The organism is Actinacidiphila rubida (genome assembly GCF_900110255.1).
Lineage (GTDB): Bacteria > Actinomycetota > Actinomycetes > Streptomycetales > Streptomycetaceae > Actinacidiphila > Actinacidiphila rubida.
Window position 1 is genome coordinate 58,734 of the sequence record NZ_FODD01000029.1, and the last position, 16,481, is coordinate 75,214.

Sequence of the window (16,481 nt, forward strand, 5' to 3'; positions counted from 1 at the left end):
GGCGAGAGGACGCGGGGCGATGCGGGTAGCAGTGGCGGGCGGGACCGGGATGACCGGGCGGCACGTGGTCCAGGCGCTGGCGGCACGCGGCCACGATCCCGTGGTCGTCGCGCGTTCGCGCGGCGCGGACCTGCTGACCGGCCGCGGCCTGGACGCCGCGCTGGAGTCGGTGGACGTGGTGATCGACGTGTCGAACGTGACGACGGTCGGACGTCGCAGGTCCGAGGCGTTCTTCGGCACCGCGGGCCGCAACCTTCTCGCGGCCGGGGAGAAGGCGGGGGTGCGGCACCACGTGGCGCTGTCCATCGTGGGCATCGACCGGGTCGCGCTCGGCTACTACCAGGGCAAACTGCTGCAGGAGAAGCTCGTACGCACCGGCCCGGTGCCGTGGACGGTGCTGCGGGCCACGCAGTTCCACGAGTTCGCACTGCAGCTGCTGGACCGGACCCGCGGTCCGGTGGCCGTGGTGCCGCCGATGGCCACGCAGCCCGTCGCGGTGCGCGAGGTCGCCGAGGCGCTCGTCGACCTCGCGGAGGGCGAGCCCGGGGGCATGGCGCCGCAGCTCGCGGGGCCGCGGGTGGAGAACATGGCCGACCTGACGCGGCGCCTGCTGCACGCCCGGGGCAGCCGCCGGCTGGTCCTGTCACCGCGGCTGCCCGGCGCGGTCTTCGCGGCCATGGCGGACGGGGGCCTGCTGCCGACCGAGCCCGGCGACCGCGGCGGCCAGACCTGGGACGAGTGGCTGGAGGAACACGTCCACGAGACGGGCCGCGCAGGCTCCTGACCACGGGCCCCGGCCTCCCGGCCGCCGGGCGGCCGGGACCGGCCGGCCGCTCCCGGCCGGGGTGCGGCCGGTCAGCCGGTGCGGCGGCTCAGCCCCAGAACGCGCGGGCGAGGGCGTCACCGGTGAACGCCGCCCCGAGCCCGGCCGCGACGCTGCCGACGACGTTCGCCGCCGCGTAGAAGCGCGCACCGTCCTCGGTGAGCCGCAGCGTCTCGTAGGAGAACGTCGAGTACGTGGTCAGCGCGCCGCACAGCCCGGTGCCGAGCAGCAGCTGGACGTGCGGGGAGGCGGCACCCGCGGCGACCGCGCCGGCGACCAGGCCCAGGATCGCGCTGCCGACGACGTTGACCGTGAACGTGCCCCAGGGGAAGACGCTGTCGTGGCGCACCTGCACGGTGCGGTCGGTGAGGTAGCGCAGGGGGGCGCCGACGACGGCCCCGGCGATCACCAGCAGCCAGTTCACTCCGGCTCCCCCTCACTCTCCGGAGCGGCCCCGCGCCCGGTGTAGCGGATGACCTCGCAGGGGTCGAGGACGACGAGCCCCTCGGTGACCAGCTCGTCGAGCTGCGGCAGGAACGCCCTGATCCGCTCCTCGGTGTCGACCACGACGACGGCGACCGGCAGGTCCTCGCTGAGCGACAGCAGCCGGCTGGTGTGGATCCGCGACGACGCGCCGAACCCCTCGATCCCGCGGAACACCGACGCGCCGGCCAGCCCCGCGCCGTGGGCGCGGTGCACGATCTCGGTGAACAGCGGCTTGTGGTGCCAGGTGTCGCTCTCACCGATCAGCACGGTCAGGCGCAGGGCGGGGCCGGTGAGTCTCACTTCTGCCTCCAGGCGACGACGCGGCGGGTGGCGGCCGCCGCGGCCCACACCGAGGCCAGGGCGGCCACGACGGTGAGGGCGAGGTAGGCCAGGGCGGTGCGGGGGTGCCCGCCGTCGGCGAGCCGCTGCACGTCGGTGGTGTAGGTCGAGAACGTGGTGAAGCCGCCGAGGACACCGGTGCCGAAGAACGGCCGGACGAGCCGCTGCGCGGCCCACACGTCGGTGATCACCACCATGAAGACGCCGATGACCGCGCAGCCCACGGCGTTGACCACGAGCGTGGTCCAGGGGAAGGCGTCCGGGGCGGTGGGCCAGCCGAGCGCTATGCCGTAACGGGCGCAGGCGCCGATGGCGCCGCCGAGGGCCACCACCGCGACGACGGCGCCCTGGCCGGGGTGCCGCCGGGGCCGCTGCTCGGGCAGGGCGCGGGGGTGCAGGGGGTCGCCGACGGTCTGGGCCGGTGAATCGGGCACGGGAACTCCCACTCGCAGGACAGGGCACGCCGAAACTACGGCATGCCTCTCGCAAGCAGGGACCGTTGGCGGCGGAGTGCCGCGGTTCGGGTACGGCGGGCCCCACCGCCGCGCGGCGCGCCGGGGCGCCCGCGGTGTCAAGGCTACCCGGTCGGCGGCTTGCCCCGGCCGCGCTGCGCCCGGCGTCCGTGACGCGTGTCACTCGCCGACCGATACTGGAGGGTGTGCAGGACTCCGTGCGGCACCCGTCCCACCAGGAGGTACTTCTCATGAAGATGCTGATCAACGTCCCCGAGACCGTGGTAGCCGACGCTCTGCGCGGGATCGCCGCGGCCCATCCGGACCTCGTCGTCGACGTCGAGCACCGCGTGATCGTCCGCAAGGGCGCGCCCTTCGAGGGCAAGGTCGGTCTGGTGTCGGGCGGCGGATCGGGGCACGAGCCGTTGCACGGCGGTTTCGTCGGGCGGGGGATGCTGACGGCGGCGTGTCCGGGCGAGGTGTTCACCTCCCCGGTGCCCGACCAGATGGCCCGCGCCGCGGCCGCCGTGGACAGCGGGGCGGGCGTGCTGTTCATCGTGAAGAACTACACCGGTGACGTGCTCAACTTCGACATGGCGGCGGAGCTGGCCGAGGACGAGGGCGTGCAGATCGCCAAGGTCCTGGTGAACGACGACGTGGCGGTCGTCGACAGCCTCTACACGGCCGGCCGCCGCGGCACCGGCGCGACGCTCTTCGTGGAGAAGATCGCCGGCGCGGCCGCGGAGGAGGGGGCGCCGCTGGACCGGGTGGCCGCGCTGGCCCGCCAGGTCAACGAGTCGTCGCGCAGCTTCGGTGTCGCGCTGACCGCGTGCAGCACCCCCGCCAAGGGCGGCCCCACCTTCGATCTGCCGGACGGCGAGCTGGAGTTGGGCATCGGCATCCACGGCGAGCCGGGCCGCGAGCGGCGGCCGATGATGACCTCGGGCGAGATCGCGGACTTCTCGGTGGACGCGATCCTGGAGGACCTGCGCCCGGACGCGCCGGTGCTCGCGCTGGTCAACGGCATGGGCGCGACCCCGCTGCTGGAGCTGTACGGCTTCGCCGCCGAGGTGCACCGTGTGCTGGCCGAGCGCAAGGTGCCGGTGGCCCGTACCCTCGTCGGCAACTACGTCACGTCGCTCGACATGGCAGGCTGCTCGGTGACGCTGTGCCAGGCCGACGAGGAACTGCTGCGGCTGTACGACGCCCCGGTGGAGACTCCTGGCCTGAGCTGGGGCAACTGAGCGGCCGGCGGGCCTGCGCACGTCCCGCACGACGCACGACCCGCACGCCGGTCCCGCACCGGCCCGCCACGCCCCGTCCCGCACGCTCCGCACGGCACCCGCGGAAAGGCTCCGTATGAACGCGACTCCCCCGGACGGCTCACCGATCGACGCGGCGTTCGTCCGCCGCTGGCTGGACACGGCGGCCACCGTCGTCGAGCGCGAGGCCGCCGCCCTCACCGAGCTGGACTCCCCGATCGGCGACGCCGACCACGGCACCAACATGCGCCGCGGCTTCGTGGCCGCGCGCACCGCCGTCGAGCAGGAGCCGCCGGACACGCCCGGCGCCGTCCTGGTCGCGGTGGGCCGGCAGCTGATCTCCACCGTCGGCGGCGCCTCGGGCCCGCTGTACGGCACCCTGCTGCGCCGGGCCGGCAAGCAGCTCGGCGACGAACCGGCGGTCAGCGCCGCGCAGTTCCGCGACGCGCTGCGCGCCGGCGTCGACGGCGTGGCCCAGCTCGGCGGTGCCGCGCCCGGCGACAAGACGATGCTGGACGCGCTGTTCCCGGCCGTCGACGCGATGTCGAAGGCCCTGGACGGAGGCAGCGGCACCGCCGACGCCCTGGCCGCCGCGGCCGCGGCGGCCGACGAGGGCGCGGTGGCCACCACGCCGCTGCGCGCCCGCAAGGGACGGGCCAGCTACCTGGGCGAGCGCAGCATCGGCCACCAGGACCCGGGGGCGACCTCCGCGGCCCTGCTCGTCACCGCGTTCGCGGACACCGCGCGGGAGGCAGGCGCATGACGGGCTCCCCCGCACCGCTCGTCGGAGTGGTGCTGGTCTCGCACAGCGCCGCCGTCGCCAGGGCGGTGGCCGAGCTGTCCGCCAACCTGACCGGCGGCGCGTCCGAGGTGCCGGTGGCCCCGGCCGGCGGCGGCCCCGACGGAGGCCTGGGCACCAGCTCGGACCTGATCGCCGCCGCCGCCCGGTCGGTCGACCGCGGCGCGGGCGTGGCGGTGCTCGCCGACCTGGGCAGCGCCGTGCTCACCGTCAAGGCGCTGCTCGCCGACGACGAACTGCCCGCCGGGTCGCGGCTGGTGGACGCGCCGTTCCTGGAAGGGGCGGTGGCGGCGGTGGTGTCGGCCTCGGCCGGTGCCGACATCGACGCGGTGGCCGCGGCCGCCGGGGAGGCGTACGACTACCGCAAGGGCTGAGCGGCACCCCGCACGGGTGCGCCCACGCCGGCCGTTCCGCGCGCCTTCCGGCCGGCACCGGGCCCCCTCCGCCTCACTCGGCGAAGGGGGCCCGGAACAGCGGTTCGGCCTCGGGTCAGTGCCCGTAGCCCAGCAGGGCGCGAACCATGCGGCAGGTGATGTCGGACGGCGGGCGGACGCCGATCAGCTCGGCGGTGGCGCGGATCCGGCGGTTGCCCGCCTGGGACGGCTCGTAGACCCCCGAGTCGAGCAGGGCTATCGCCAGCCGCATCGTCTTGAGCCTGCGGTTGTGCGCGACGTACCACTCGCGCGGCAGGCCGGCCGGCAGCGGCTTCCTGGGCAGGGACAGCGGTCCGGACAACGACGGGGACATCGGGCGGGACATCGGCAGGGGCAGTACGGCAGCAGCCATCGGCATCCTCCTGAGGCGTCGGCCAACGCTCTCGAACACTGTCGATTTTACCGCCAAGCACTGACAAAGTCCGCTGGCCAGACGGGCTTTGAGGACCGGCCCGCGCGAGAGGGCGTCACTGCACGAGGGTGCGCTCCAGCCGGCGCAGGGCCACCGCGGTGGCGAGGCCGCCCAGGACCAGCAGGTACGCCGCGGCGACCGCGACCCGCGCGTCCACGACGCCGAGCGCGGGCTCCCGTACGAGTTCGATGCTCTGGTACAGCGGCAGGCACTCCACGAGCAACTGGACGGGCCGCGCGTACACGTTCAGCGGGTAGAAGGTGGTGGCGAACAGGAACATCGGCAGCATGACGAGCTGGATCAGCTGGAAGTCCTGCCAGCTGCGCAGGTACGTGACGACGGCCAGCCCGGTCGCCGCGAAGGCGAACGCGATGAGGAGCGCCCCGGGCAGCATCAGCACGGCCCACGCGGACTGCACCAGCCCGCACGCCCAGACGACCGCGCCGAACACCACGGTGACCGCGGTCCCCCGCAGCAGCGCCCAGAGCACCTCGCCGACGGCCACGTCGCGGACCCGCAGCGGCGTGGCGAGGATCGAGTCGTAGGTCCGCAGCAGCTTCAGCTTGCCGTAGATGTTGAACGTGGTCTCGTTCATGGCGCCGTTCATCGCCGCGGTGGCCAGCAGCGCGGGGGCCACGAACTGCACGTAGCTCACCGACGGGTCGCCGAGGCCCGGGACGTGCCCGACCAGCGCACCGATGCCCAGGCCCATCGACAGCAGGTACAGCAGCGGTTCGAAGATCTCGGCGAGCAGCAGGTACCAGGTGTGGCGGTAGATCACGAGGTTGCGTTCGACCAGGGTGGCGGGGCCCGCCAGGCCCGGCTTCCTCAGCAGCGCGGTGAGCACGGCGGTCCTTTCAGCGGTGGAGGCGGCGGGTGTACCCGCGGCAGGCGCACACGGTCCCGGCGGCGACGAGGACCAGCAGGTACACGATGTGGACGGTGGCGGCACCGGGGTGCACGGTGCCCAGCGCGGTGCCGCGGGTCAGGGCGACGCCCTGGTACAGCGGCGAGCACTCGGCGATCGGCCGTGCCCAGGACGGGAGTTGGCCGATGGGGAAGAAGGTCCCGGAGAACATGTAGAGCGGCATCACGAGGAACCGGTACAGGCCGTTGAGCCGGCTCTGCCGGTCCACGGTGACCGCCCAGGCCATCAGGGGCGCGGCGAAGGCGAGTCCGGTGAGCAGCACGGGCCCGGCGGTCAGCAGCGCGCGCAGCGGCCCGACGACGCCGAACGCGGCGACGACGGCGAGGAAGAGCGCCCCGCTGAGCAGGATGCGGAACGCCACGAACAGCAGGTGCCCGGCCAGGATGTCGCCCGGGCGCATCGGAGTGGCCGCGGCGGCCGGGTAGTTGCCGCGCGCCCTGGCCGACTGGAAGACGGGGAAGGCCCCTTCGACGAAGCCGTTCTGCATCGCGGAGGCGGCCAGCAGGCCCGGCGCCAGGAAGTGCAGGTAGGGCGTGCCCGCCAGGTGCCCGCTGTGGTGGGCGTCGACGAGCTTGCCGAGACCGGCGCCGAGCGCGGTGAGGAACAGCAGGGGGTTGACCACGCTGATCACCACCGAACCGCGCCACACGCGCCGGTAGCGCCGCATCCAGTAGCCGAACTCGCGCAGCGCGGGCACCGCGGCCACCAGGCTGTCGAGCGGTCCTGCCGCGGGGCGCGGTGCCCGATCGCCCGGGGAGGGGACTGCCGGCGGGCCGCCGGCCGTCGTGGGAAGCGCTGTCGTCATGTCAGTCCACCAGCGTCCGGCCAGTCAGGATCAGGAACACGTCCTCCAGGCCGGCTCTGCGGACCAGCGCGGTCAGCGGCTGGGCTCCCGTGGCGTGCACGGCGGCCAGCGCCGACTCGCCGTCGTCGGCGTACACCAGCAGCCGGTCGGGCAGCGCCTCGACGCGCTCACCGGCCGCGACGAGCCGCTGGGCGTGGCCCGCCTGCTCGTCGGCGGCGAACCGCAACTCCAGTACCTCACGCGTGCAGTGACGGGTGATCAGTTCCGCGGGGGAGCCCTCGGCGACGATCCGGCCCTGGTCCATCACCACGATGCGATCGCACAACTGCTCCGCCTCGTCCATGTAGTGCGTGGTGAGCAGCAGGGTGACACCCTGCTGCTTCAGCCGGAACAGCCGTTCCCACAGCAGGTGCCTGGCCTGCGGGTCCAGGCCGGTGGTGGGCTCGTCGAGCAGCAGGATCTCGGGCTCGTTGACCAGCGAACGGGCGATCGTCAGCCGGCGGCGCATCCCGCCGGACAACGCCTCCACCTGCTCGTCGGCCTTGTCCTCCAGACGCGCGAACTCCAGCAGCCGCAGGGCCCGTTCGCGGACCACGGCCCTCGGCAGCCCGAAGTACCTGCCGTACACGAGCAGGTTCTCCCGGACCGTCAGCTCGGTGTCGAGCGTGTCGTCCTGGGGCACCGAGCCGAGCCGGGCCCGGATCTCGGCGCCCTGCACGGCCGGGTCCATGCCCAGGACGCGCAACGTCCCGCCGGACACCGGGGAGACGGCCGCGATCATCCGCATCGTCGTCGACTTGCCGGCGCCGTTGGGACCGAGGAAGCCGAACGCCTCGCCGCGCCTGACGCGGAAGTCGATACCGGCGACGGCCTCGGTGGGCGCGCCCTGGCCGCGCGGCGCGTGCACCTTCCGCAGGCCGGCCGCCTCGATCAGCGGTGCCGCGGCTCCGCCTTGGGTCATGTGCCCTCCCCCTGTGCGTGCTTCGGACTCCGGCGCGGGTCAGGACGCGCCGGAGTAGAGGCATCCCATCAGAGGAGGACGCAACATTCAATCATTTTTCACGCAAAGACTCGACGCGACGACGTAACAACCCGGAGGCGAGGGCTGGTTCGGTCCTCGCACCCGGGTCCGCGCGGGGCCGGGGAGGGGGCGGTTCAGGGGGCGAAGCCGGGACCGGCGAGGCCGGGGACCTCGGCCGGCGCGAACCAGGTGGGCTCGTTGCGCAGCGCCAGCTCGATCCGGCCACGGGCGATCGGCCCCAACGGGGGCAGCTCGTCCAGGGCGTACCAGCCCACCTCGAGCGACTCGTCGTCGTTCACCCGGGCCTCGCCGGCCACCGCGCGGCAGCGCAGCACGATGTCGATGTACTGGGCGCGGTCCCCGTTCGGGTACGTGACGGGCTCGTTGGTGAAGACGCTCAGGACCTGCTCGACCACCGCGGAGACGCCGGTCTCCTCGTGGATCTCGCGCACCGCGGCCTCGGCCGGCTGCTCGCCCGGGTCCGGGATACCGCTGATGAGGGCCCACTTGCCGTTGTCCGCGCGGCGGTTGAGCAGTACCCGGCCGCGCTCGTCGAAGACCACCATCACCACACCGGGCAGGAACAGCAGGGTGTCCCCCGCCTTCGCGCGAATGTCCTTGATGAACTGGGGAGTCGCCATGCCCAGAGCCTACGAGACGGAGGATGAACGCCACATCAGCACCACGTTTCACAAGTGCGGCAAGGTTCCGGCACAACATATCCACAGCACCGCCCCGCAGCCGTTACCGTGACCCGGAGGGAGCGCGCGCCCGCGCGGGGAAACGCGGGCGAGGCGGCCCTCCGTTCGCGCCCGGGCGGCGGCAGGGGGTACCGGGGGATGGACATGACGGCCGGCGGTGCGCCGGACGCTGCTCCGGCGGGCCGGCAGGACACGGCCGCCGCACCGCTGCGCGCCGCGCGCCCGCACGGCGCGGCGACCGACGCGGCCGGCATCGCGGTCATGGCGTGCTGCGCCGTCTGGGCACTGGTCGCCGCGACGGGCCGGCCCGCGCGACCCGAGGGGACGCTGCTCGCCCTGCTCGCCGTCGCCGCCGGATACGCGGCCGGGCGGATACTGGGCGCGCTGCTGCCGGTGCTGGCACCGGCGGTCGCGGCCCTGGCCGTCCTCGCCCTCGTCCTGGTCCCGCCGACCCGGCTGTCCGCGCGGCCGGACGCACCGCCGCTCGGCTACGCCAACGCGGACGCCGCCCTGCTGGTGCTCGCCGCCGGCGCGGCCTGCTGCGCGGCCTGGGCCTGCCCGGGACGGGTGCGCCGGGCGGGGCTGCGGGTGGTGGGCGCCGGCGCGGCCGTGACCGCGCTCGCACTGGGTTCCGCGGCCGCCTTCGCCGCGGGCGTCGCGGTCGTCCTGTGCTCGCTGGCCGCGGACCTGATGCGCGCACACCGCCTGCTGGGCCTGGCGGGCCTCGCCCTGGCCGTCACGCTCGCGGCCGGCACCAGCTACGCGGTCGCCGTGAACGCCCTGCCCGCCGGCCTCACCGAGTCGCTGACCGGCCAGCTCACCCAGCCGCGGGTCCAGTTGTGGCACCAGGCCGTCACCCTCGCCGAGCACCATCCGCTGCGCGGCGTCGGCCCCGAGCGGTTCGCCGACGAGAGCAGCGCTCTGCCGGCGTCCGGTGCGCCCGGCGCGGGCTCACCGCAGTCGGCTCCACTGCAGGTGGCCGCGGAGCAGGGGCTGCCCGGCGTGGCCCTGCTGGCCGCCGCGTACACGTGGGTGCTGTGCGCACTGTGGCGTTCGTCACGTTCGACCCCGGTGGTGCTCACCGCGGGCGCGGCCCTCACCGGACTGGCCATGCTCGCCACCGTCGACCACGTGCTCAGCTACCCCGTCATCACCGCGGGCGCCGGCTTCCTGGCCGGAGTCGCGACGGCGCAACCGCTCTCCACGGAGCCGTGACGGGTCCGCCGGGTCCGCCGGATCGCGACGCCATGGCGCCACGGGGGTGACGGACAGCGGGGTCAGACTCCCCCGCGGCCCCCGCCCGAAGCGCGGGTGCGCAGCCGCACCAGGTCGCGGATCGCCTGGACGGCGCCCTCGGCGTCGTCCACGGTCACGGTGAAGCGGTGCCCGGTACCCAGGTCGATGACGACGCCCGGCCCGCGCCGCACCACCACGGCGGTGCCCTTCTCGGGACGCCAGCGGTAGCCCCAGCCGCCCCAGGCCCGCGGGCTGATGTGCGGGGCCACCTGCGCGCCGCTCACGTCCTCCATGGGGATGCGGCGCCGAGGCACCCCGATGTGCCCGCACCGCACCTGCACCGCATCACGGTCGATGCATACGTGCACATGGGTGAAAGCGACGGTCCCGAACAGGACCAGCAGGCCCACCGCCAGGCAGCCCACGACGGACATCACGAGGGGGACGAGACCGGAGGTCCCGGGACCGTTCACGGCCAGCAGGATGCCCAGGGCGAGGCAGGCGGCGCCCGCTCCCGCGAGCAGCCACTGCATTCGGTTACTGGCCCGGCCCGTCCACACCTGTGGCGCACGGTTCGCCGGCCGAGGAGCGTGCGTCATGACTCGAAGCGTACTCAGTGCACGGGCGCGCGCCAGCGTCCCGCGTCAAGCTGTGGCGGGCGTCGCAGCCAGCAGCGCGCCCTCCCGGTAGGCCAGCGCGACCTCGGGCAGGGCGGACGGGCGGCCGTTGAGGAGCACGTCCAGGGTGCCGGGCCGGGTGCCGCCGCCGGGCGCCGCGGGGGTTCCACCGGCCACCCCGTCGATCGTCCCGTCACCGTCCGCGCCGAGCCGGCGCAAGGCCTGGGCGGCGACCGCGTCCGCCGAGCCGTACAACGCGGCGCCGGGGACGGCCGCGGAGATCCGGTCGCCCACGAGCTCGTAGTGCGTGCAGCCGAGGACGACGGCGCCGACGCCGGCCGGGGTCAGCGCGGCCGCGGCACCGACCGCCGCGGCGACGGCCTCGGCGTCGGCCGCCTGCACGGCGTCCGCGAGGCCGGGGCACGGCACCTCGGTGATCTCCGCGCCGTTGCCGAACTCCTCGATGAGGGCGCGCTGGTAGACGCTGCCGGTGGTCGCGGGCGTGGCCCAGATCGCCACCGAGCGGTGGGCCGCCGCCGCGGGCTTGATCGCCGGCACCGTCCCGATGACCGGCAGCCCCGGCTCGAACGCGGCGCGCAGCGTGGGCAGGGCGTGCACGGACGCGGTGTTGCAGGCCACGATCAGCGCGTCCAGACCGAGCGACGCGGCGGCCTTCGCGCACTGCAGCGCGCGCTCCGTCACGTCCTCGCCCGCCCGCGGCCCCCACGGCAGCCCCTCCGGGTCCGACGAGAGCACCAGGTCCGCGTCCACCCGCATCCGCCGCACCGCCGCGGCCGCGGCGAGCAACCCGATCCCCGAATCCACCAGCCCGATCTTCACCCCCCCACCATATGCGCATCCCCCTCCCCCCCAGCCGCACCCCGTCACCACCCCCGCCGCCCCGCAGCCACCGACAATTCCCCGGCCCCGCCGCCACACCCACCCCCCGGCGCGCAGCCGCCGACGAAACCCCCGCCCCGGCAGGGGCCACCCGCACCCGACGACGAAACCTGCACGGGTGGTGCGGGTGGGAACGCCGGCGGGCGCAGCCCGCCGTGCACCGCCCACCGGCGGCCCGCCGCCGACGAACCCCGCGCACGCGGCGCGGCCGCGAACCCGCCCACCACAGGCGCACCGCCCGGCATCCCGACCCGCCGCGACCACCAGGCGGGGCGCGCCCCACCGCACCCCGCCGTACGGCAGACTGCCGGCGTGGACGCAATGATCGCTGTCGCCGCCGTCTCCCTCGCCGCCTGGCTCTGGCTCCTCGTGGGACGGGGCATGTTCTGGCGGACCGACGTCCGCCTCCCCCGTGCGACGGCCGAACCGACCGCCTGGCCGTCCGTGGCCGTCGTCGTGCCGGCCCGGGACGAGGCCGACGTGCTCCCGGTGAGCCTGCCGTCCCTGCTCGCCCAGGAGTACCCGGGCGAAGCCACCGTCTTCCTCGTGGACGACGGCAGTTCCGACGGCACCGGCGACCTCGCCCGCACCCTCCACGCCACGCACGGCGGCCTGCCGTTGACCGTGACATCACCGGGCGAACCGCCCGCCGGCTGGACCGGGAAGCTGTGGGCCGTGCGCCACGGCATCGCCGCGGCGCGCGAGCAGGCCGGCCCCGAGTTCCTGCTCCTCACCGACGCCGACATCGCGCACCGGCCGGACAGCCTCCGGTCCCTGGTGACCGCGTCCTACGCGGCGGACCTCGACATGGTGTCGCAGATGGCCCGGCTGCGGGTCACCACCGGCTGGGAGCGCCTGATCGTCCCGGCGTTCGTCTACTTCTTCGCGCAGCTCTACCCCTTCCGCTGGGTGAACCGCGCCGGCTCCCGTACCGCCGCCGCGGCCGGCGGCTGCGTCCTGCTGCGCTCGTCCACCGCCGCGGCCGCCCATGTGCCGGAAGCGATCCGCCAGTCGGTGATCGACGACGTCGCGCTGTCACGGGCGGTCAAGGGGGCGGGCGGCCGGATCTGGCTGGGCCTGGCCGAGAAGGTGGACAGCGTCCGCCCGTACCCGGGCCTGGGCGAGCTGTGGCGGATGGTGTCCCGCAGCGCGTACGCCCAACTGCGCCACAACCCGCTGCTGCTGGCCGGCACGGTGCTGGGTCTGGCCCTGATCTACCTGGTGCCGCCGGTGGCCGTGATCGGCGGAGCGGCCGCCGGTGCGTGGCCGGTGGCCGCGCTCGGCCTGGCCGCGTGGGCGGTGATGGCCGGCACCTACCTGCCGATGCTGCGCTACTACGGGCAGCCGCTGTGGCTGGCGCCGGTGCTGCCGTACACCGCGTCCCTGTACTTGCTGATGACCGTGGACTCGGCGGTGGAGCACTACCGCGGCCGCGGTGCGGCCTGGAAGGGCCGCACCTACGCCCGCCCCGACGACACCCTCGCCTGACGGCGCCTCACTTGCGCCCCGGCGTCCACGTCAGCCCCCAGCCGTACGCGTAGTCGACGGTGCGCTGCGGGCTGACCCCTCGCCGGGGCACCAGGTAGCGGGCCTCACGGCGCACGACCAGCTCGTCCCCGTCACGGACCAGGAGGGCCAGCGCGCAGACCCGCGAATCGACGGTGCACTCGTCCAGGGTGAAGTCGACGAGCGCGCCGCGCTCGGGCCGCAGGGTGACGGTCGCGTGGAGCCCCGCGAAGCTGCGGGCGCCGTCGTAGATCGTGACGAAGAACAGCACCCGCCGGAAGTGCGCCGCGCGGTCCATGTTCAGAGTGATCTGCTCACCGGTGCCGCCGGACCTGTCGTCGCCGTCGAGGTGGAGGAACGGCGGCCGGTCGAGCGCCCCGAACGCGCCGCCGAGGGCCTGCACGACCCCCTTGCTGCCGTCGGTCAGCTCGAAGAGCGCGCACAGGTCGAGGTCGACGTCGCGGCCGCCCCAGCGCCGTTGCTGCGCCTGCCAGTCCAGGGTGATCCGCAGAGCGCCGGACGTCGCGCCCTGCTTGGCGAGGGAGACGGCGGGCGCCTGCTTGGTCAGCGTCACCTTGGACAGCAGGACGGGCGCCGGCGGCACGGGCGGCACCGGTGCCGCGGGCGTCTCGGGCGCTGCGGGCGCCGCGGGAACAGCCACCACAGGGGCAGGCCGCGCGGGTGTCACGGGCGCGGGGGCCGGCTCGGGGAGGTCCGGCAGCGCGTCGGGCGCCAGCCCGTACGCCGCGCCCAGCCCGCGCATCCCGCCCTCGTAGCCCTGTCCGACCGCGCGGAACCGCCAGCCCCCGCCCCGCCGGTAGCACTCCGCGAGCACGTACGCCGTCTCCCGGCCGGCGTCCGCGCACGCGTAGCGGGCCGCCTCCGCGCCGTCCGCGACGGCACGCACGAACATGCCCGGCACCTGACCGAACGGTCCGCCGTCACCGCGTGCGACGACCAGCACCGTGCCCACCGTGGACTCGACCGACGCGAGGTCGACCGAAAGGGTGTCCACCAGCAGCGAGCCGTTGACGACGGTGCCCTCGTGGCGCACCGCGCCCGAAGGGTGGGCGGCGGCCGCGTGCACGAAGTCCCCGGCGTCGCGGGCCTTTCGGTCGCCGGTCAGCAGCAGCGCGCACAGGTCGGTGCGCGGGCCGCCGCCACCTGCGGCTCTGCCGAACTCGAGGCGCACCGCCGTGGTCGGCAGCGGTGCGTTCTCCCCTCTGCGCAGCGTCATTCGATCCCCCTCCGGTTCGCACTCCAGGCCGCACTCCGACGCGCCCCGGCCCCCGGGCATCCCGCAGCGCGCGTTTTACCTGATCACACCATGAAAGGGTGACCGTTTTCCGAGGATTCGCTCAGATTGGGGACCGATGGTCACTCGCTGCACGCGAAACAACCTTCTAATCGGTCTCCCCAACGACCACATCGTGGGCTTAACTTATGGCTCATGACCACCCCCCGCGGTTCGTACGGTGGCGGCTACGGCGGCTACCCCTCGTCTGCGTCCTTCCCGGACACCCCGATCTACGACAGCCTCGTCGCCGAACGCGGCACCCCGCAGATCGCCCCCATCCGCGTGCCGTCGGCCTACACCCCGTACGACACGCCGGGCTACAACTCCTATGGCGGCGGCAGCAATCTGCCGGCCCTGCCGGCGCTGCCCGCGCTGCCGTCCGGACCGTCGGCCCAGCAGCACCACTCCCAGCAGCACCACTCCCAGCCACAGCCCCAGCCGGTGCACAACGGCTACCCGTCGGCCGGGTACCAGCAGCCGCCGGCGTCGTACATCCCGCAGCAGGCGGCCCGCCCGGCGTACAACGGCTACGGCAACGGCGCCGGTTACCCGCAGCCGCCGCAGCCGTCGCCGGCCGGCTACGAGGCCGCGCGTCCGGTCCCGCCGCGGCCGATGCAGCCGCGGCAGATGCCGGGCCACCCGGAGGAGAACTACCAGCGCCGGAACCTGGGGCTCGGCGTGCCGCCGGCCCAGGGCGGCGGCTACTACCAGGGCTGACCGGCACACGGCCGCGCCTGCAAGGATGGTCCTATGACCACTCCACACGTCAGCGCGTTGCACGTGTACCCGGTGAAGGCGCTGCGGGGCACCAGTACGGGGAATGCGGTCGTGGAGCCGTGGGGGCTCGCGGGGGACCGCCGCTGGATGCTCGTCGACGCCGTGACGCTCAAGGCCGTCACCCAGCGGGAACAACCGAGGCTGGCCCTTGCGGCCGCGGTCTGGGACGGGGAGTCCGGACTGCGGCTGTCGGCGCCGGGGCAGCCACCGCTGCGCGTCGACGTGCCCGCGCCCGCGGCGCTGGAGACGGTGCGGCTGTTCCGCGACAAGCTGGAACTGCTGCCCGCGGGCGAGCGGGCGGACGCCTGGTTCAGCACGTACCTCGGCATTCCGGTGCGGCTGGTGCACCTCGACGAACCCGCCCTGCGACGGCCGGTGGACCCGGAGTTCGCGCTGCCGGGCGAGACGGTGAGCCTCGCCGACGGGTACCCGCTGCTGGTCGCCGCCACCGCGTCGCTGGACGCCCTCAACGCGCTGATCGCGGAGGGCCGGCACGCCGCGGAGGGCCCGCTGCCGATGAACAGGTTCCGCCCGAACGTGGTGGTCGACGGCACCGCCCCGTGGGCGGAGGACGGCTGGCGCCGGGTGCGGATCGGCGAGGTGGTCTTCCGGGTGCCGAAGCCGTGCGGTCGTTGCGTGGTGACCACCACCGACCAGGGAACGGGCGCGCGCGGCAAGGAACCGCTGCACACCCTGGGCCGGCACCGCAGGGTCGGATCGAGCCTGCTGTTCGGCCAGAACCTGATTCCGGAAAGCGCCGGAACCCTCCGGGTGGGCGACGCGTTGAGCGTGGTGGAGTAGGAGGGCCCGCGCGTCCCACCGGGCCGGTCCGTGCTCCTGCTTGGGGAGCGCCGCCTGCCAGGCGGCGCACTGGGTGAAGGGGTGGGCGGCTGTGGGGGTGTTCGCGTACCTGTCGGCGCGTCGTCGCCGCACGAAGGTCCGGCTGCTGGGCTGGCGGTGGCGGCGCAATCCGCTGCGCCGCCGCAGCGACCTGGTGGAGGCGTGGCTCGGGCTGGTGACGGCCCTGCTCCTGTGCACGGTGCCGTTCCTGGGCTGGTGGTCGGGCCGTTCCGTCGACCGCGCGCTGCAGCACGTGGTGCGGGTGGAGCACCGCGAGCGGACGCTGGTCGCCGCCGCAGTGGCACCGGCCCGCACGGCGAAGGACGCCGCGAAGTCCCTTCCCGGATCGGCCGGTTCGGCGGCGGAGGACGCCCAGCGCGGTGACCTCCTGGTGTGGACCGGGCCGGACCACAGGAAGCACTCGGCCACGGTCTCCTCGGATCTGGAGGTGTGGCGGGACGGCACGCTGCGGCTGTGGACCGACCGCCAGGGCCGGATCGCCCCGCCGCCTCTGGACTCCGCGACGGCCGTGACCCATTCGGTGCTCGCCGGGATCGCCGCCGCGTCGGCGGCCGGCGGCATGCTGCTGATCGTCCGCCAGGTGCTGCTGTGGCGGCTGATGCTGCGCCGGATGGACTCCTGGGAGCGAGCCTGGGACCGGGCCGGCCAGGACTGGGGCCGTGCGGGCGCCGGGGGTTGACGTGCGACGGCCGCAGGCGCCCCGTCGGCGGCCCGGTCGACGACGGACTCCGTGCCGGTGACGAGGGGCGTTCTGCGGCGGAAAGGGCGAGTGTGCGGGCCCGGACCGTTGAGGGCGGCATCAAGGAGTCCCCTGCTCGCGCTACC

20 protein-coding genes are annotated in these 16,481 nt (G+C 74.6%); 9 read left to right on the forward strand and 11 right to left on the reverse strand.

Features of this window, described 5'->3' with window-relative positions:
* Window positions 1-19: 19 nt before the first annotated feature.
* A complete protein-coding gene (locus BMW99_RS26595) occupies window positions 20-784 on the forward strand; it encodes an SDR family oxidoreductase (protein ID WP_075017677.1) in 765 nt (254 codons plus the stop codon).
* 88 nt (window positions 785-872) lie between these two features.
* Here the strand turns inward: BMW99_RS26595 and crcB are convergent, their stop codons facing one another.
* From crcB to BMW99_RS26610, 3 genes are read right to left on the reverse strand one after another with little or no spacing between them, the layout of a single operon-like run.
* Window positions 873-1,247: a fluoride efflux transporter CrcB gene (gene crcB / locus BMW99_RS26600; RefSeq protein ID WP_075017678.1), complete on the reverse strand. Its 375-nt coding sequence runs from the start codon at window positions 1,245-1,247 to the stop codon at window positions 873-875.
* Complete coding sequence (locus tag BMW99_RS26605) at window positions 1,244-1,609, reverse strand: DUF190 domain-containing protein (protein ID WP_075017679.1); 366 nt, start codon at window positions 1,607-1,609, stop codon at window positions 1,244-1,246. Before BMW99_RS26605 ends, crcB begins: the two co-directional genes overlap by 4 nt.
* Window positions 1,606-2,046 (reverse strand): fluoride efflux transporter FluC, encoded by a 441-nt coding sequence (locus tag BMW99_RS26610; protein WP_069464564.1) that lies wholly within the window; start codon window positions 2,044-2,046, stop codon window positions 1,606-1,608. Before BMW99_RS26610 ends, BMW99_RS26605 begins: the two co-directional genes overlap by 4 nt.
* Window positions 2,047-2,351: 305 nt before the next feature.
* On the opposite strand from BMW99_RS26610, the gene dhaK reads away from it, so the two are divergent.
* From dhaK to BMW99_RS26625, 3 genes are all read left to right on the forward strand, one after another.
* Window positions 2,352-3,344, forward strand: a complete 993-nt coding sequence (gene dhaK, locus BMW99_RS26615) for a dihydroxyacetone kinase subunit DhaK (protein ID WP_069464559.1) — start codon at window positions 2,352-2,354, stop codon at window positions 3,342-3,344.
* Window positions 3,345-3,459: 115 nt separating this feature from the next.
* Window positions 3,460-4,125, forward strand: coding sequence for a dihydroxyacetone kinase subunit DhaL (dhaL, locus tag BMW99_RS26620; protein ID WP_069464560.1), 666 nt, complete (start codon window positions 3,460-3,462; stop codon window positions 4,123-4,125).
* Window positions 4,122-4,535, forward strand: coding sequence for a PTS-dependent dihydroxyacetone kinase phosphotransferase subunit DhaM (locus BMW99_RS26625; protein WP_069464561.1), 414 nt, complete (start codon window positions 4,122-4,124; stop codon window positions 4,533-4,535). The genes dhaL and BMW99_RS26625 overlap by 4 nt, the downstream gene beginning before the upstream one ends.
* A 115-nt stretch (window positions 4,536-4,650) precedes the next feature.
* Here the strand turns inward: BMW99_RS26625 and BMW99_RS26630 are convergent, their stop codons facing one another.
* From BMW99_RS26630 to BMW99_RS26650, 5 genes are all read right to left on the reverse strand, one after another.
* Window positions 4,651-4,953: a hypothetical protein gene (locus BMW99_RS26630; protein ID WP_407640322.1), complete on the reverse strand. Its 303-nt coding sequence runs from the start codon at window positions 4,951-4,953 to the stop codon at window positions 4,651-4,653.
* A 109-nt stretch (window positions 4,954-5,062) separates the two neighbouring features.
* Window positions 5,063-5,854 (reverse strand): ABC transporter permease, encoded by a 792-nt coding sequence (locus BMW99_RS26635; RefSeq protein WP_075017680.1) that lies wholly within the window; start codon window positions 5,852-5,854, stop codon window positions 5,063-5,065.
* Window positions 5,855-5,864: 10 nt separating this feature from the next.
* Entirely contained in the window at window positions 5,865-6,740 is an 876-nt protein-coding gene (locus BMW99_RS26640) for an ABC transporter permease (RefSeq protein ID WP_079138582.1), read from the reverse strand.
* Window position 6,741: 1 nt separating this feature from the next.
* Complete coding sequence (locus BMW99_RS26645; protein ID WP_079176188.1) at window positions 6,742-7,701, reverse strand: ABC transporter ATP-binding protein; 960 nt, start codon at window positions 7,699-7,701, stop codon at window positions 6,742-6,744.
* A gap of 194 nt (window positions 7,702-7,895) precedes the next feature.
* Window positions 7,896-8,402, reverse strand: coding sequence for an NUDIX hydrolase (locus BMW99_RS26650; RefSeq protein WP_069465969.1), 507 nt, complete (start codon window positions 8,400-8,402; stop codon window positions 7,896-7,898).
* Between the two features lie 198 nt (window positions 8,403-8,600).
* On the opposite strand from BMW99_RS26650, the gene BMW99_RS26655 reads away from it, so the two are divergent.
* A complete protein-coding gene (locus BMW99_RS26655; protein ID WP_079176189.1) occupies window positions 8,601-9,677 on the forward strand; it encodes an O-antigen ligase family protein in 1,077 nt (358 codons plus the stop codon).
* Window positions 9,678-9,739: 62 nt separating this feature from the next.
* Here the strand turns inward: BMW99_RS26655 and BMW99_RS26660 are convergent, their stop codons facing one another.
* On the reverse strand, window positions 9,740-10,297 hold the full coding sequence (locus tag BMW99_RS26660; RefSeq protein WP_069462500.1) for a hypothetical protein: 558 nt from the start codon (window positions 10,295-10,297) through the stop codon (window positions 9,740-9,742).
* Window positions 10,298-10,342: 45 nt separating this feature from the next.
* Entirely contained in the window at window positions 10,343-11,155 is an 813-nt protein-coding gene (locus BMW99_RS26665; RefSeq protein WP_075017681.1) for a glutamate racemase, read from the reverse strand.
* 381 nt (window positions 11,156-11,536) lie between these two features.
* On the opposite strand from BMW99_RS26665, the gene BMW99_RS26670 reads away from it, so the two are divergent.
* Window positions 11,537-12,703, forward strand: coding sequence for a glycosyltransferase (locus tag BMW99_RS26670; RefSeq protein WP_107451657.1), 1,167 nt, complete (start codon window positions 11,537-11,539; stop codon window positions 12,701-12,703).
* Between the two features lie 7 nt (window positions 12,704-12,710).
* On the opposite strand, the gene BMW99_RS26675 is transcribed toward BMW99_RS26670, so the two are convergent.
* Complete coding sequence (locus BMW99_RS26675; RefSeq protein ID WP_075017682.1) at window positions 12,711-13,958, reverse strand: TerD family protein; 1,248 nt, start codon at window positions 13,956-13,958, stop codon at window positions 12,711-12,713.
* A 213-nt stretch (window positions 13,959-14,171) separates the two neighbouring features.
* Here BMW99_RS26675 and BMW99_RS26680 point away from each other — a divergent pair, with 213 nt between their 5' ends.
* From BMW99_RS26680 to BMW99_RS26690, 3 genes are all read left to right on the forward strand, one after another.
* The gene (locus BMW99_RS26680; RefSeq protein ID WP_069466226.1) at window positions 14,172-14,735 is read left to right on the forward strand and encodes a DUF6643 family protein; all 564 of its coding nucleotides are present in this window, start codon (window positions 14,172-14,174) and stop codon (window positions 14,733-14,735) included.
* Window positions 14,736-14,768: 33 nt separating this feature from the next.
* Entirely contained in the window at window positions 14,769-15,596 is an 828-nt protein-coding gene (locus tag BMW99_RS26685) for an MOSC domain-containing protein (RefSeq protein WP_069466225.1), read from the forward strand.
* Between the two features lie 91 nt (window positions 15,597-15,687).
* Window positions 15,688-16,335: an Rv1733c family protein gene (locus BMW99_RS26690; protein ID WP_079138866.1), complete on the forward strand. Its 648-nt coding sequence runs from the start codon at window positions 15,688-15,690 to the stop codon at window positions 16,333-16,335.
* The last annotated feature ends 146 nt before the right edge of the window (window positions 16,336-16,481 follow it).